Below are 14,623 nucleotides of genomic sequence, written 5' to 3'. Positions count from 1 at the left end.
CCGCCGCGGGGGCCGCATTCAAGGGGCTCGGCCATGCAAGGCATCCAACGAAAAATCGTCTACGTCTCCCTCTACGAGCTGTTCGCCATCGCCGCCTCCAGCGCGGGGCTGGCCCTGCTGTCCGACAGCGGCCTGGGCCACGCCAGCGTCGCCGCCGTCGCCGCCTCGGCCATCGCGGTGGTCTGGAACCTCGTCTACAACACCCTGTTCGAGCGCTGGGAGGCCCGCCAGGCCGTCAAGGGCCGCGGCGTGGCGCGGCGCGTGGCGCACGCCCTGGGTTTCGAGGCCGGCCTGGTGGTGATGCTGGTGCCGCTGTTCGCCTGGTGGCTGGGCGTGTCGCTGTGGCAGGCCTTCGTGCTGGACCTGGGGCTGATCGTGTTCTTCCTGGTCTACACCTACGTGTTCAACCTGGGCTTCGACCGCGTGTTCGGCCTGCCGGCCTCGGCCACACCGCAGCCCGCCCTGGGTCATTGACGCGGGACGGCGCTCAGGAATCCTGGAACAGGCTTTCGCGCACGCCCGAGCCCTCGGGCAGCGCGAATTCCTGGCGCACCGCGCGGCCGAAGTAACCCTGACGCACCGCCTGGCTGATCTGCCAGTCGGCGATGGTGGCCTGCGCCTTCTGCACCTCGAGCAGGCGCATGGCCGGGGTGCGGAAGTAGATGATGAGCGCGGCTTCGCGCGGGTTGAAGCCTTCGCTCAGGCCCAGGTCGATGACCGCCTGGCGCAGTTGCGACGGCACCGTATTCGAGGGAATGCCCAGGTCGCCCAGCGCGCGACTGAGGCCGAAACGGAACCACGCTTTCTTCAACATGAAGAAATTAGAGCATCGGACCGTTCAGCGGCGCCCCCGGGAAGGCCCTCACAGTCGCCCATCTGTATGACCGAGGCAACCCCGTCCGAATGGTTGCCAGTGCGAGTAAGGGATTTGTATGAATGAGAATAATTCTCATACAATCCGGTGCTTGCCTGCAAAGGCAAGTCCGTAGCCAGCCAAGGGGCGCGCCGCGCCCGCTCAGCCAGCCACTTCCGATTCGACACCCCAACGGAGTGGCTGTTGACGCCAGCGTGGTGCAGGGCGCAAGCAGCGCCCTGAAACCATGCCCAACACCCGAACCCGCCCGCCCCTGGCCGCCCGCGGCGCACAGCGCACGCTGCTGGCCACCGCCGTCACCACCCTCATCCTCTCGGCCACCGCCACGGCCCGCGCGCAGTCCTCGCCCGAGTCCGCGCCCACGCTGGGCACCGTCAACGTGACGGCGCCCAAGGAACAGGAAAGCGCCACCGGCCCCGTGCGCGGCTACGCCGCGACGCGCAGCGCCACCGCCACCAAGACCGACACGCCGCTGCAGGAGACGCCGCAGTCGGTGACCGTGATCACCGCCGACCAGATCCGCGACCAGGGCTCGCCCAACCTGCAGGAGGCGCTGCGCTACGCGGCCGGCGTGCGCAACGAGCTCTACGGCATCGACAACCGCGGTGACTGGTTCTCGCTGCGCGGCAGCGAAGAATCCACCCTGCTCTACAACGGCCTGCGCGAGCCGCTCACCGGCTACTACGGCGTGGTGCGCACCGAGCCCTACAACTTCGAGCGCATCGAGGTGCTGCGCGGCCCCTCGTCCATCATCGCGGGCCAGAACGACCCGGGCGGCGTCGTCAACCTGGTGCCCAAGCGCCCGCTGGACGCGCCGCGGCGCGAGGTCGGCGTGCGCATCGGCAACGACTCCCTGCGCGAGGTGCACGCCGACCTCACCGGCCCGCTCAATGCCGAGGGCACGCTGCTCTACCGCCTCGTCGCGGTGGAGAAGGACAGCAAGACGCAGATCCGCTTCGCGCAAGACGACCGGACCTTCGTGGCGCCATCGCTCACCTTCAAGCCCAACGCGCAGGACAGCTACACCGTCTACGCCGAGTACCAGAAGGACTTCAGCCAGAACACCAACGCCTTCCTGCCGCTGGCCGGCACGCTGTACCCCGCGCCCAACGGGCCGATCCCGCGCGACCTGTTCGCGGGCGAGCCCGACTGGGACACCTACGGCGGCACGCGCAAGCGCGTGGGCTATGCGATCGACATCGGCCTGGGTGACCAGTGGCGCCTGAGCCACCAGTTGCGCCACGACCGCGTGGACGGTTTGATGGAGTCGATGTACGTGGCCTGGTGGGACGGCTTCCGCAATGCCGCGGGCGGCGCCGACGCCAACGGCCAGTACCTCAACCGCCCCTGGTACATCTACGACGACGGCCTGCGCCTGACCACCGGCGAGGTCCTGCTCAAGCGCGACTGGCAACTGGGCGGGGTGACGCACAAGCTGGTGTTCGGCATGGACGCGACGACCATGGACACCAGCCGTACCTCGGCCTCGGGCGATGGCACCCCGCTCAACGTCTACAACCCGGTCTACGGCACGTTCCCGCGCCCCTCGCTGGGCAACGCCACGCCGACCGAGACGCGCGTGCGCCGCCAGGGCTGGCTGCTGCAGGACCAGATGAAGTTCGACAACGGCCTGAGCGTGCGCGCTGGTGTGCGCCACGACAAGGTGCGCAACACCGCGGTCGGTGGCGAGACCGAGCGCGACTCGGCCACCAGCGTCAACCTGGGCGTGGTCTACGAGGTGATGCCCGGCGTCTCGCCCTATGCGAGCTACTCGGAGTCGTTCAACCCGGTCGCCGGCACCGACGCCTTCGGCCAGGTCTTCAAACCCAAGCAAGGCGAGCAGGTGGAAGTGGGCGTGAAGTGGCAGTCGCAGACGCTGCCGATGCAGGCCACGGCCGCCGTGTACTCGCTCAAGGAAAAGAACCGCCTGGGCGACGACCCCGACAACTTCGGCTTCAGCAAGCAGATCGGCAACTCGCGCGTGAAGGGCGTGGAACTGGAAGGCCAGGCCCGCGCGGGCGCCTGGCAGTACCTAGCCAGCTACACCTACACCAACGCGCGCGCCAGCGCCTCGGCTTTTGGCGGCAATCTCGCCTTCCCCGAAGAGCAGCTCGAAGGCATCCCCAAGCACATGGCTTCCTTCTGGGCCGTGCGCGACTTCCGCGACCTTGGCATCCCCGGCCTGTCGCTGGGCGCGGGCGCACGCTACGTCGGACAGGTGGGCGATGGCACGGGACAGGTCTTCGTGCCCTCGGTGACGCTGTTCGACGCCATGGCCGCCTGGGAAACCGGCCCCTGGCGCTTCGCGCTGAACGTGAACAACCTGGCCGACGAGGACTACATCGCCGTCTGCCTGGCACGCGGCGACTGCTGGTTCGGCAGCCGGCGCAAGGTGATCCTCACCGCCGACTACCGCTGGTGACCACCAGATCGTCCACCCCCAAGGAAGCCCCCATGAACGCCACCACCGCGCCATCCACGGCCCACGTCTTCGGCCGCATCGCGGCCAGTCTGCTGGGCGGCTACGCCTTCACCTGGGGCGTCACCACGCTCGGCATCACCGGGCTGGTGGCGCTGGGGGTGGACTACCACGAGGCCCACACGGTGCTGATGCTGCTGGCCTTCCTGGTCTTCCTCGCCGTCTTCCTCTGGGCCTTCGCGGCGCGCAGCCTGGCGCGCGTGTGGGCCGTGCTGGGCCTGGGCGGCGCGGGCATGACCGGCGCCGCCTGGCTGCTGCAGCAACAACTGACCTAGGAGCCGGCCATGCTGTCCAACTTCCGCCTCTCCATGACCTGGCTGCACACCTGGTTCGGCCTCGTGCTGGGCTTCGTGCTCGTGGTCGTGTTCTTCTTCGGTTCGCTCTCGGTGTTCGACCGCGAGTTCGACCGCTGGGCCATCCCCGAAACGCGCTTCGAGCCGCAGCCCATGCCCTCCTTCGACCAGGTGCTGCTGCCCATCCTGCAGCGCGTGGAACCCGACGAAGTGGACTACGCGGCCAACATGCCGCTGCTGCACGACAGCGCCCAGGGCCCCATGACCCCGCGCCTGCAATTGCCGGCGGACGAGTTCTGGGCCTACACCACGCACCGCGACCCGGTGCTGGCCATGGGCGTGGGCTTTCGCGTGCCGCAGCCGAAGGACCCGCTGGGCCACAACCACATCCACGGCGACACCACCATCGACCCGCGCAACGGCGCGATGCTGCGCGAGGGCCAGCAGAAGATCGGCAGCGAGTTCTTCTACCCGCTGCACTACAGCCTGCACCTGGAGTGGAAGTTCATCGGCTTCTGGATCGTGGCGCTGGCGGCGCTGACCATGCTCGCCATGCTGGTCACGGGCCTGGTGATGCACCGCAAGGTGTTCGCCGAGCTGTTCACCTTCCGCCCGGGCAAGAACCCGCGCCGCAGCCTGCTGGACCTGCACAACCTCACCGGCGTGGTGGCCCTGCCCTTCCATTTCTTCTTCGCCTTCACGGGCCTGGTCATCTTCGCGGCCTTCTACTACCTGCCGGTGTCCGACACCATGCTGCGCCCGCTGGCGCAGGCACACGCGGTGGCCGAGGCCGCCGCCACCGGCCTGCCGCACGAGCGCGCGGGCGTGGCCGCGCCCCTGGCCTCGGTGGACGCGATGGTGGAGGAGGCCAAGCGCCGCTGGGACGCGCGCGGCATGCCCGGCCAGGTGGGCTTCCTGCAGGTGCACCACGTGGGCGACGCCAACAGCTACGTGAGCATCTACCGCGCCGGCAGCGACCGCGTGGCCCTGGTGGGCCAGGCCGTGCACTTCAAGGGCAGCACCGGCGAGGTGCTGCGCGAGGAGCCGGCGCCCACCGTGCCGCACGGCATCGAGGAGTTCCTGACCGGCTTGCACCTGCAGCACTTCGAGCACTGGCTGCTGCGCTGGCTCTACGTGTTCGGCGGCCTGCTTGGCTGCATCTGCATCGCCACCGGCTTCCTGTTCTTCGTCGAGAAACGCAAGCGCCAGCACGCGCAGCAGGGCGTGGCGGGCAGCCGCGTCGTGGACGCGCTGGCCGTCAGCACCATCACCGGCACGCTGATCGCCACCGCCGCCATCCTCATCGCCAACCGCGTGCTGCCCGCCGAACTGGCGGACAAGGGCGCGTGGGAACGCCTGGCGTTCTGGCTGGCCTGGCTGCTGGCCACCGCGCACGCCTTCTGGCGCAGCGCGCCGGTGGCGCGGGCGCGCCTGTCGCCAGCCTGGCGCGAGCAGTGCTGGGCCATCGCCGTGTTGAGCCCGCTGGCCGTGCTGCTGAACTGGGCCACCACGGGCGACCACCTGGGCCAAACGCTGTTCCGCTACTGGCCGGTGGCCGGCGTCGACCTGGCGCTGCTGGCCACCGCCGGCCTGGCGGCCTGGGCGGCGCGCCGGCTGGCGCGGCGCGAGCGCGCGGCCCCTGCGCCGGCCCCGCCCACCACGCACCTGCCCGCCGAGGAGGCCGCCCATGTCTGAGGCCGCTCTGCTTGCGCTGGCCGCACTGGCCTCCCTGGCTGGCATGGCGCTGTTCGCGCTGGCCCTGCCCGCGCACTGGGCGCAGGTGGCCGGCGCCCACGCCCCGCTGTCGCCCACCCTGCAGCGCCGCCTGCGCGCGGGTGGCGCGCTTGCGCTGGCGGCCTCGCTCGGCCTGTGCCTGGCCGCCGACCACCCCAGCATGGCCGTGCTGGTGTGGGTGATGTTGCTGGCGCTGTCGGCCTGTGGCCTGGCCATGTGGCTGTCGCGCCGGCCGGCCTGATGCCGCCCACCGCATTCCCCCGCTTCCGAGACCCTCCATGAACAAGCGCTACACCCCATCTTTCGCGCCTCGACCGAACGCGCTGGCCCTGGCCACCCTGCTCGCCACCGCCGCGCACGCGCAGGTGCCGCCCGCACCGTCCACCGAGCCCAGCGGCGGCACCCTGTCCACCGTCACGGTCAAAGCCAACGCCGACGCCTCCGCCGAGGGCCTGAGCGCGCCCTTCGCCGGGGGCCAGGTGGCGCGCGGCAGCCGCGTGGGCGTGCTGGGCAACCAGGACATCATGGACACGCCCTTCTCCACCACCGGCTACACCGCCGAACTCATGCAGGACCAGCAGGCGCGCAGCGTGGGCGACGTGCTGCTCAACGACGCTTCGGTGCGCGCCGCGCGCGGCTTCGGCAACTTCCAGCAGGTCTACAACATCCGCGGCCTGCCGGTGTTCTCGGACGACGTGGCCTACAACGGCCTCTATGGACTGGTGCCGCGCCAGTTCATGGCCACCGAGTTCATCGAGCGCGTGGAAATCCTGCGCGGCGCCAACGCATTCGTCGGCGGCGCCGGCCCCGGCAGCAGCGCGGGCGGTGGCCTGGGCGGCCTCATCAACGTGGTGCCCAAGCGCGCGCCCAACGAGCCGCTGAGCCGCGTCACCGCGGGCGTGCAGACGGGCGGGCAGGTCTCGCTGGCGGCCGACCTGGCGCGCCGCTTCGGCCCCGATCAGGCCACCGGCCTGCGCCTGAACCTGGCCCGGCGCGACGGCGGCACCGGCGTGGATGGCGAGAAGCAGACGCTGGACGTCGCGGCGCTGGGCCTGGACTGGCGCGGCCGCGGCCTGCGCCTCTCGGCCGACCTGGGCTTCCAGGACCACCGCCTGCGCGAACCGCGCCCCAGTGTCACGCCGGGCACCGGCTTGCCCATCGCCGAGGCCCCGGACCCGAGCAAGAACTTCGCGCAGCCCTGGACCCGCTCCGACGGCCGCGACGTCTTCGGCACGGTGCGCGCCGAGGTGGACCTGAGCGACCAGGTGGTGGCCTGGGCCGCCTTCGGCGCACGCGAGGGCGACGAGGACAACGTGCTGTCCAATCCCACGCTCGCCGACACCGCCGGCAACACCACGGCCGAGCGTTTCGACAACGTGCGCAAGGAGTCCGTGCAGACCGCCGAGGCCGGCGTGCGCGGCCGCTGGCGCACGGGCGGCATCGACCACGAACTGATGCTCTCGGCCGCCACCTTCAAGTCGCGCGCGCGCAATGCCTATGCGTTCTCGCCCTTCGGTGGCATCGCCAGCAACCTCTACCAGCCCACGCCGGTGGCCGCGCCCGCGGCCAACTTCTTCCTCGGCGGCGACCTCGCCAACCCGCTGGTGACCGAGCGCCTCGGCGCCTCCAGCCTGGCCGTGGCCGACACGCTGTCTTTCCTCGACGGCGACGTGCGGCTCTCGCTGGGCCTGCGGCGCCAGAGCCTGCGCAACACGGCCTACAACTACACCAGCGGCGCGCAGGAATCGCACTATGACGAGAGCCGCACCACGCCGATGCTGGGGCTGCTCGTCAAGCCGTCGCGCGCCTGGTCGCTCTACGCCAACTACGCCGAAGGCCTGGTCAAGGGCGACACGGCCTCGGGCGTCGGCATCGTCAACGCGGGCCAGATCTTCGCGCCCTACGTCTCCAAACAGAAGGAGATCGGCGCCAAGTACGACGGCGGCGGCATCGGGGCCAGCGTCGCGCTGTTCTCTCTGCGCAAACCCAGCGCCTACGTGGAAAACAATGTGTACGGCGTGTTCGGCGAGCAGCGCAACCGCGGCCTGGAGTTCAACGTCTACGGCGCGCCCGTGCGGTCGGTGCGCGTGCTCGGCGGCCTCACGCTGCTGGACGCGAAGCAGATGCGCACCCAGGGCGGCGTGAACGACGGCAAGGACGCGATCGGCGTGCCCGGGCACCAGCTCAACCTCGGCGTGGAGTGGGACCTGCCCGTCGCGCGCGGCCTCACGCTGGACGCCCGCCTCATCCGCACCGGCAAGCAATACGCCGACGCGGCCAATACGCAGGCGCTGCCGGCCTGGAACCGCGTCGACGTGGGCGCGCGCTACCTCACCGAGTTCAACGGCAGCCTGCTCACCCTGCGCGCGCGCGTCGAGAACCTGACCGACAAGGGCTACTGGGCCTCGGCCGGCGGCTTCCCCGGCGCGGGCTACCTGGTGCTTGGCGCGCCGCGCACCTTCGTCGTCAGCGCCAGCGTGGACTTCTGATGCCCAGCCCGCGAGCCCTTCGCGCCTGGTCCTGGGTGCACAAGTGGAGCAGCCTGGTCTGCACCGTGTTCATGCTGCTGCTGTGCCTCACCGGCCTGCCGCTCATCTTCCACCACGAGATCGGCCACCTGCTGGGCACCGAGATCGAGGCGCCCGAGATGGCGGCCGACGCGCCGCGCATCAGCCTGGACCGCGTGCTGGAGATCGCCATCGCCGAACACCCCGAGAAGGGCGGCATGTACGTCTCGCAGGAAGAGGACGACGACCGCGTCTGGTACGTCACGTTGTCGGACACGCCGCTGTCGGACTCTGGCCTCAAGCAGGTGGCCGTGGACGCGCGCACCGGCGAGGCGCTGGGCCAGCCGCCGCTGGACAGCGGCTTCATGCACCTCATGTTCTCGCTGCACGTGGACCTGTTCGCCGGCCTGCCCGGCACGCTGTTCCTGGGCTTCATGGGCTTGCTGCTGCTGGTGGCCCTCGTCTCCGGCGTGGTGCTGTACGCGCCTTTCATGCGCAAGCTCGGCTTCGGCGAGGTGCGGCGCGACCGCTCCTCGCGCGTGCGCTGGCTCGACCTGCACAACCTGCTGGGCATCGTGACGCTGACCTGGCTGTTCGTGGTCGGCGCCACCGGCGTCATCAACACCTGGGCCGATCTCTTGGTGCGCTACTGGCAGACGGACCAGATGGCCGAGATGGTGGCGCCCTACCGCGGCCAGCCGCCGCTGGATCGGGATCGGCTGGGTTCACTGCAGGCGGCGGTGTCGGCCGCGGTGGCGCTGGAGCCATCCATGAAGGTGGGCTTCGTGGCCTTTCCCGGCACGCTGTTCACCAGCCCGCACCACTACGGCGTGTTCATGCGCGGCACCGATCCGCTGAACTCGCGCCTGTTCAAGCCCGTGCTGGTGGACGCCGTGACCGGGCAGGTGACCGACAGCCGTGAACTGCCCTGGTACCTCACCGGCCTGCTCATCTCGCAGCCGCTGCACTTCGGCGACTACGGCGGGCGGCCCATGCAGATCCTCTGGGCCGTGCTCGACATCCTCACCATCATCGTGCTCGGCAGCGGGCTGTACCTGTGGCTGCGGCGCGGCGTGACCGGCAGCGCCGATGCGGTCGAACTGCCGCGGGCCCTGACCGGCCGTGAAGCCCCGAACCTGAACCGTGAAGCGACCCATCCATGAAAGCCCTGTGGAATGCGCTGGGCCCGGTGTGGGCGTGGCCGGTGGTGATCGCGCTGGCCTCGGCGATCGGCCTGGTCACGGCGCTGCTGGGCGACGGGCCGTGGGACTGGGTGTCGTGGCTGTGCCTGGGTTCGGTGACCGGGGCCTGCGTGTGGCTGGGGTGGGGGCGGGGGCGCTGACGGCTTGCGTCAAACAACCAAAATGGTAAAAATATAACCAAGTTGGTAATCTGCTTGCATGGAGAAGCGCACGCCCCATTGCAAGTTGAGCCAGATTCACCGGTTGGTCAGATCCGGCGCCATCAGAGCGACCTTCAGCGCGCTGGGTGGCGCCGCCAACATGGGCTGCGGCACGCTCGCCGACATGTGCTCCGTCGTGCTCGCCTTGAGCCCGTCGGACTTCTACAAGAGCATGACCGCCCATGCCGACCACACGATCTGGCAGGACGTGTACCGACCACGCACGCCTTGGGGGCAAGGTCTACCTCAAGCTCACCGTCGTCGACGACGTGCTGATCGTTTCTTTCAAGGAGCTCTGACCATGAAATGCCCGGCATGTGGTGGTGCGGAACTGGTCCACGACTCCAGGGACATGCCCTACACCTACAAGGGACAGGCAACAACCATTGCAGCGGTCTCGGGCGACTTCTGCCCCGCCTGCGGAGAAGCGGTCCTCGACACGGCGGGCAGTGATCGCGTGAGCGCGGCCATGATGGCGTTTCAGCGTGAGGTCAACGCGTCCTACGTATCGCCTGACTACATCGCCCAGGTGCGCCACAAGCTCAAGCTGACGCAGCGAGACGCCGCCGAAATCTTCGGCGGCGGCGTGAACGCATTTTCCCGGTACGAGTCGGGGACGATTCGACCTCCCGTTGCCCTGGTGAAGCTCCTGAGGGTGCTCGACAGGCACCCGGAGTTGCTGTCCGAGGTTCGGGAGACCCGATCGTCAACACCATGACCTCCCGGGTCATGGCTTTCGCGCTGGGCTGCCGGCACAGTGAGCCCATCAACACCAAGGAGCCTCACATGTCGGACCTCTCCCAACTCCCCCTCGCCGTCGGCCACATGATCGGTCTGGGCGCCCTCGGCTCGTGCATCGGCATCGGCATCATGGCCAGCCGCTACCTCGACGCCTCGGCGCGCCAGCCGGAGATGATGGAGGCCCTGCAACCCAAGGTCTTCCTGCTCGCGGGCCTGCTCGACGGCGCCTTCATCATCTCGGTGGCGCTGGGCGTGTGGTTCGCGCTCGCGGCGCCCTTCCCTTCCTGATCACCTCGACCCGATGCGCCAGCCACCGCCCCGTTCGCGCGTGCTCGTGATCGGCGCCGTCGGCCGCGCGGGCGCCGCCGTGCTGCGCGAGCGGCTGGGCCAGGTCGGGGCGGTGCCGGTCAAGGTGCTCTGCACGCGCGCCTTCGCGCACCAGCCTCGGGGCCTGGACCACGCGGTGGTGGACGGCGGCGACTGGCGCGACTGCCTGCCCCACGCCTCGGCGCGGGACGAGGTGCTCATCGTCCTCGACACCCCGCGCCACGCCCGCGAGGCGGTGTTCTGGCGACCCGAGCGGACTGCGCTGGTGCCGCTCATGGAGGCCCTGCACGCGCGGGGCGTGCGCCGGCTGGAGCTCGTGTTCGGCCCCGGCCACGCGCCCAGCGCGACGGAAAGCGCCGCCTTGCAACGGCTGGGTTTTGGCGCGCGCGAGGCCGGGCGGCGGCCGCCCGTGGCCGCGCCGCAGGGCCCCACCGGCAGTTGGCCCGAGCGGCTCGCCGCGTGGATGCTGCGCACGCTGATCGACACCCTGCACGCCCTGGGGATGCTGCGGCGGCCCTGAACCGGGTACCGTGCGAGCGGGCATGGCGCTTGCCCGCGCCCCAAGGCCATCGAATCAAGGAGCACCGAATGAGCACGCCATCCCTGCACCGCGGTCGGCTGATCGGCTACCACGCCGCCTTCGCGCTCAGCGGATGATGGGGAGCCGGCTCCACCCGCGCTGCGGTGAAGGCGTGATTGGTTGTTTCCGGTGGACTGCATAAGATGCGCCGGATGACAGCCCATTTCGCTGCCACCCCCGTGGGCCGGGAGACCCGCGCTTGCTGAAGCCCCCGCTCGCCTTCGCCCGCCGGCCGCTCACCTTCCTTGGCGAGGTGCTGCTGTCGGCCGGCGCCGCGCTGGGCGGGCGGCGCCGCTACCGCGCGCAGGACGCGGCGCGCGTGCTGGCCGACACCAGCGCCCGCGCCGTGGGCATCGTCTGCCTGGTCAATTTCCTCGTGGGCGCCATCCTGGCCTTTGTGGGCGCCGTGCAATTGCTCAAGTTCGGCGCCGGCATCTTCGTGGCCGATCTCGTGGCCATTTCGGTGGCGCGCGAGATGGCGGCCATCATCACCGCCGTCGTCATCGCCGGGCGCACCGGCGCCGCCTTCGCGGCCGAACTGGCCACCATGCAGACCAACGAGGAGGTGGACGCGCTGGAGGTGCTGGGTCTGCCGGCCATGGACTTCCTGGTGCTGCCGCGCGTGGCGGCGCTGCTGGTGATGATGCCGCTGCTCTTCGTGTTCGCCTGCCTCGCGGGCCTGGTGGGCGGCATGGTGGTGGCCTCGGTGATGCTCGATCTCTCGCCAGCGGCCTACATGAACCGCACCGCGGACGCGCTCGCCTGGACGCACCTGGGCCTGGGCGCGGCCAAGTCGCTGGTGTTCGGTGCGCTCATCGGCATGGTGGGCTGCTACCACGGGCTGTACGCGCAGCGCAACGCCGCCGGCGTGGGCGTGGCCACCACGGGCGCGGTGGTCACCAGCATCGTGGCCATCATCGTCATCGACGCCGTGTTCGCGCTGGTGGCGAACACGCTGGGGATCTGAATGGCCTTGCTGAGCGTGCATAACCTGGAGATGCGCTTCGGCGAGAAGCTGATCCAGCGCGAGGTGTCCTTCGAGGTGCAGGCCGGCAGCATCTTCGCCGTGATGGGCGGCAGCGGTTGCGGCAAGAGCACCCTGCTCAAGCACCTGGTGGGCCTGCTGCCGCCCGCCAGCGGCAGGGTGCTGCACGGCGGCGCGGACTACTGGGCCGCCAGCGACGCCGAGCGCGAGGCCATGCGCCTGAGGTTCGGCATGCTGTTCCAGAGCGCGGCGCTCTGGTCGTCCATGACGGTGCTGGAGAACGTCTGCCTGGCCCTGGCGCGACAGACCTCGCTGGACGGTACGCAGCAGGAGGCCCGCGCACGCGAGGTGCTGGAATGGGTGGGCATGGCCGATGCCGCCGACAAGCTGCCGGCCAGCCTCAGCGGCGGCATGAAAAAGCGCGCGGGGCTGGCGCGCGCCATCGCCTCCGAGCCACCCCTGCTGTTTCTCGACGAGCCTTCGGCGGGCCTGGACCCGATCAGCTCGCGCCGGCTCGACGACCTGATCCTCGACATCCGCGAGCGCACGGGCGCGGCGGTGGTGTTCGTCAGCCACGAACTGCCCAGCTTGTTCGCCATCGCGGACGACGGCATATTCCTCGACGCGGACAGCAAGCGGCCGATCGCGCACGGCCGCCCGAGTGAACTCGTGAAGACCCGCGTCCATCCCACGGTCGATGCCTTCCTGCGAAGGGAAGCGCTCCCCGACCCGCCAGCGCCGCCCGCGCCTGGAGACCCCGCATGAAACGCCACGCCCTTCTCATCGGCAGCTTCGTCGCCGCCGCCCTCTTCATCGTGCTGGCCGGCATCTTCTGGCTCAGCGGCAGCGACTGGTTCAGCGATCAGAGCAAGGCCACCGTCTTCTATGAGGACAACGTGAGCGGCCTGTACGTGGGCGCGCCGGTCACCTTTCGCGGCGTGGCCATCGGCGAGGTCACCGAGATCGGCATCCGCGTCAACGCCGACACCCTGCGCACCACCGTGCCGGTGGTGATGAAACTGCGGGCCTCCACGCTCGCCAGCGCCGGCGGCGACATATCGACCCTGGTCCAGCGCGGACTGCGCGCGCGCCTGGTGTCCGAAAGCATCGTCACCGGCCAGAAGGCGGTGGAGCTCGACTTCGAGCCGCAGACGCCCGCGAAGCTGCATGGCGCCTCGCGCCACCCCGAGATTCCCGCGCTGCAGGACCGCTTCGGCCCGCTGATCGAACAGGTGGCCGAGCTGCCGCTGCGCGAGACGGTGAGCGAGATGCGGGCCACCGCGGAGGAGATGCGCAAGACCCTGGTGGCCGTGCAAAAGACGCTGGGCGGCGTTCAGTCCGCGCTGACGGAGGCTTCATCCGAACTCAGGCAGACAACAGTGGCGTCGCGTCACACGCTCGCGGCGGCGACCGAGGCCATCCGCCAGCTCCAGGCCAGTTCCACCAACACGCTGGCGTCCATCGAGCGCCTGTCGCTGAGCACCGAACAGACCGTGCGCGAGGCGCGCCCCGAGTTGCAGCAGGCGCTGGTCGGCGCGCGCGAAGCCACGCAGTCCGCCCGGTTGGCGATGGACCGCCTGGCCGACATCGCCGCGCCGGACGCGCCGCTGCGCGCGGACCTGGAGACCGCCGTGCGCGACCTGTCGCAGGCCGCGCGCGGGCTGCGCTCCTTCAGCGAGCTGCTGGAAGAAAAACCCAACGCCATCATTTTCGGGAACCGACGCGAATGACCACCACCCCGCTCCACCGCCGCGCCGCGGCCCTCGCGCTCACGGTGGCCACCGCGGCCTTCGCCGCCGGCTGCGTGTCGACACCCGATCGCCCGCCCACGCTGCTGACCCTGCCGGGCCCCACCACGGCAAGCGCGCCCGCACCGGCGACCGCTGCGCCGCGCGAGGGCCGCACGCTGGCCATGGCCCGCCTGGACATCCCCGAGTACCTCGTCTCGCGCCGCGTGCGCTACCGCACCGACGGCAGCACCCTGGCCGAATGGCCCGACACCTTCTGGGCCGAGCGCATCGAGGTGGGCATGTCGCGCGAATTCGCCTCGGCGCTGCGCGCGCGTCTGCCGGGCTGGCGCCTGTGCGAAAGCCAGTGCGCCGAGTGGTCACCCGCTGCTGGCCTGCGGGTGGTGATCGACCGCATGGACTACTCGCGAGCGCAGCGGCGGCTCCAGGCCAGCGCGCGCGTCGCCGTGGTGGGCCACGGCGCCGACGCGCGCAGCGTCAACACCCAGCGGCTCGAGTACGAATTGACGTCCGAGGCGGACACCCCGCAGGCCCAGGCGCAGGCCTACGCCGACCTGCTGGATCGCCTGGCCACGGACGCGGCCGCCGCGGTGGCGGGGCTGCGGCCGTAGGCTCAGGCGCCCGCTTCCACCGAGACGATCTCGCCGCGGGCCGTGCGGCCGCTGCGCTGCGCCTGGAGGGCTTCGGCGCGAACCTGCTCGCGGCTCAGACCGGTGCCGGCGACGGCCTCGTCGGCCGGGATGATGTCGCCGCGGGCCGTGCGGCCTTCGCGGTTGGCTTGCACCGCCTGGGCTTGCACCTCGGCGCGGCTCAGGGTGGATTGGAAGTTGAAGACTTCATTGCCTTCGATGGGGCCTTCGGCGAAGGCGGCGCCGGCACCGAGGGCAAGGGTCATGGCAAGGGCGAGGCTTTTGGCGGATTTCATGACAGTTCCTTTGAGATAACGGGTAGTT

17 protein-coding genes and 1 pseudogene are annotated in these 14,623 nt (G+C 70.3%); 16 read left to right on the top strand and 2 right to left on the bottom strand.

Features of this window, described 5'->3' with window-relative positions:
• Nucleotides 1–33 precede the first annotated feature (33 nt).
• Nucleotides 34–474, top strand: coding sequence for a PACE efflux transporter (locus tag GTO19_RS16140; protein ID WP_291022982.1), 441 nt, complete (start codon nucleotides 34–36; stop codon nucleotides 472–474).
• Nucleotides 475–487: 13 nt separating this feature from the next.
• Here GTO19_RS16140 and GTO19_RS16135 read toward each other — a convergent pair whose 3' ends face one another.
• Nucleotides 488–814 carry a hypothetical protein gene (locus tag GTO19_RS16135; RefSeq protein ID WP_291022980.1) on the bottom strand — a complete coding sequence of 109 codons (327 nt, stop codon included), beginning with the start codon at nucleotides 812–814 and terminating at the stop codon, nucleotides 488–490.
• Nucleotides 815–1,100: 286 nt separating this feature from the next.
• On the opposite strand from GTO19_RS16135, the gene GTO19_RS16130 reads away from it, so the two are divergent.
• From GTO19_RS16130 to GTO19_RS16060, 15 genes and pseudogenes are all read left to right on the top strand, one after another.
• Nucleotides 1,101–3,296 carry a TonB-dependent siderophore receptor gene (locus GTO19_RS16130; protein ID WP_291022978.1) on the top strand — a complete coding sequence of 732 codons (2,196 nt, stop codon included), beginning with the start codon at nucleotides 1,101–1,103 and terminating at the stop codon, nucleotides 3,294–3,296.
• A 32-nt stretch (nucleotides 3,297–3,328) separates the two neighbouring features.
• Nucleotides 3,329–3,628 carry an iron uptake protein gene (locus tag GTO19_RS16125; RefSeq protein ID WP_291022976.1) on the top strand — a complete coding sequence of 100 codons (300 nt, stop codon included), beginning with the start codon at nucleotides 3,329–3,331 and terminating at the stop codon, nucleotides 3,626–3,628.
• A 9-nt stretch (nucleotides 3,629–3,637) separates the two neighbouring features.
• On the top strand, nucleotides 3,638–5,341 hold the full coding sequence (locus tag GTO19_RS16120) for a PepSY domain-containing protein (protein ID WP_291022973.1): 1,704 nt from the start codon (nucleotides 3,638–3,640) through the stop codon (nucleotides 5,339–5,341).
• Nucleotides 5,334–5,621, top strand: a complete 288-nt coding sequence (locus GTO19_RS16115) for a DUF3325 family protein (RefSeq protein ID WP_291022971.1) — start codon at nucleotides 5,334–5,336, stop codon at nucleotides 5,619–5,621. The genes GTO19_RS16120 and GTO19_RS16115 overlap by 8 nt, the downstream gene beginning before the upstream one ends.
• 37 nt (nucleotides 5,622–5,658) lie before the next feature.
• Complete coding sequence (locus tag GTO19_RS16110) at nucleotides 5,659–7,869, top strand: TonB-dependent receptor (RefSeq protein ID WP_291022968.1); 2,211 nt, start codon at nucleotides 5,659–5,661, stop codon at nucleotides 7,867–7,869.
• Nucleotides 7,869–9,050, top strand: coding sequence for a PepSY domain-containing protein (locus GTO19_RS16105; protein ID WP_291022966.1), 1,182 nt, complete (start codon nucleotides 7,869–7,871; stop codon nucleotides 9,048–9,050). Before GTO19_RS16110 ends, GTO19_RS16105 begins: the two co-directional genes overlap by 1 nt.
• Nucleotides 9,047–9,229, top strand: a complete 183-nt coding sequence (locus GTO19_RS16100; RefSeq protein WP_009516775.1) for a hypothetical protein — start codon at nucleotides 9,047–9,049, stop codon at nucleotides 9,227–9,229. The genes GTO19_RS16105 and GTO19_RS16100 overlap by 4 nt, the downstream gene beginning before the upstream one ends.
• 58 nt (nucleotides 9,230–9,287) lie before the next feature.
• Nucleotides 9,288–9,588: pseudogene (locus tag GTO19_RS16095) on the top strand (type II toxin-antitoxin system MqsR family toxin).
• A 2-nt stretch (nucleotides 9,589–9,590) separates the two neighbouring features.
• On the top strand, nucleotides 9,591–10,007 hold the full coding sequence (locus tag GTO19_RS16090) for a type II toxin-antitoxin system MqsA family antitoxin (RefSeq protein ID WP_291022962.1): 417 nt from the start codon (nucleotides 9,591–9,593) through the stop codon (nucleotides 10,005–10,007).
• Between the two features lie 68 nt (nucleotides 10,008–10,075).
• The gene (atpE, locus tag GTO19_RS16085; protein ID WP_035620420.1) at nucleotides 10,076–10,318 is read left to right on the top strand and encodes a F0F1 ATP synthase subunit C; all 243 of its coding nucleotides are present in this window, start codon (nucleotides 10,076–10,078) and stop codon (nucleotides 10,316–10,318) included.
• Between the two features lie 13 nt (nucleotides 10,319–10,331).
• Nucleotides 10,332–10,877 (top strand): hypothetical protein, encoded by a 546-nt coding sequence (locus tag GTO19_RS16080; protein ID WP_291022960.1) that lies wholly within the window; start codon nucleotides 10,332–10,334, stop codon nucleotides 10,875–10,877.
• Nucleotides 10,878–11,136: 259 nt separating this feature from the next.
• Nucleotides 11,137–11,904: an ABC transporter permease gene (locus GTO19_RS16075; protein ID WP_291022958.1), complete on the top strand. Its 768-nt coding sequence runs from the start codon at nucleotides 11,137–11,139 to the stop codon at nucleotides 11,902–11,904.
• Nucleotides 11,905–12,687: an ABC transporter ATP-binding protein gene (locus GTO19_RS16070; RefSeq protein WP_291022956.1), complete on the top strand. Its 783-nt coding sequence runs from the start codon at nucleotides 11,905–11,907 to the stop codon at nucleotides 12,685–12,687.
• Nucleotides 12,684–13,652, top strand: coding sequence for an MlaD family protein (locus tag GTO19_RS16065; protein WP_291022954.1), 969 nt, complete (start codon nucleotides 12,684–12,686; stop codon nucleotides 13,650–13,652). Before GTO19_RS16070 ends, GTO19_RS16065 begins: the two co-directional genes overlap by 4 nt.
• On the top strand, nucleotides 13,649–14,281 hold the full coding sequence (locus tag GTO19_RS16060) for a membrane integrity-associated transporter subunit PqiC (protein ID WP_291022952.1): 633 nt from the start codon (nucleotides 13,649–13,651) through the stop codon (nucleotides 14,279–14,281). The genes GTO19_RS16065 and GTO19_RS16060 overlap by 4 nt, the downstream gene beginning before the upstream one ends.
• A 2-nt stretch (nucleotides 14,282–14,283) precedes the next feature.
• Here GTO19_RS16060 and GTO19_RS16055 read toward each other — a convergent pair whose 3' ends face one another.
• Nucleotides 14,284–14,595, bottom strand: a complete 312-nt coding sequence (locus GTO19_RS16055; protein WP_291025878.1) for a DUF4148 domain-containing protein — start codon at nucleotides 14,593–14,595, stop codon at nucleotides 14,284–14,286.
• Nucleotides 14,596–14,623: the final 28 nt, after the last annotated feature.

Source organism: Hydrogenophaga sp. (assembly GCF_011772445.1).
In the GTDB taxonomy this organism is placed as follows: Bacteria; Pseudomonadota; Gammaproteobacteria; order Burkholderiales; family Burkholderiaceae_C; genus Hydrogenophaga.
This window is presented reverse-complemented; position numbering and strand designations above follow the sequence as displayed.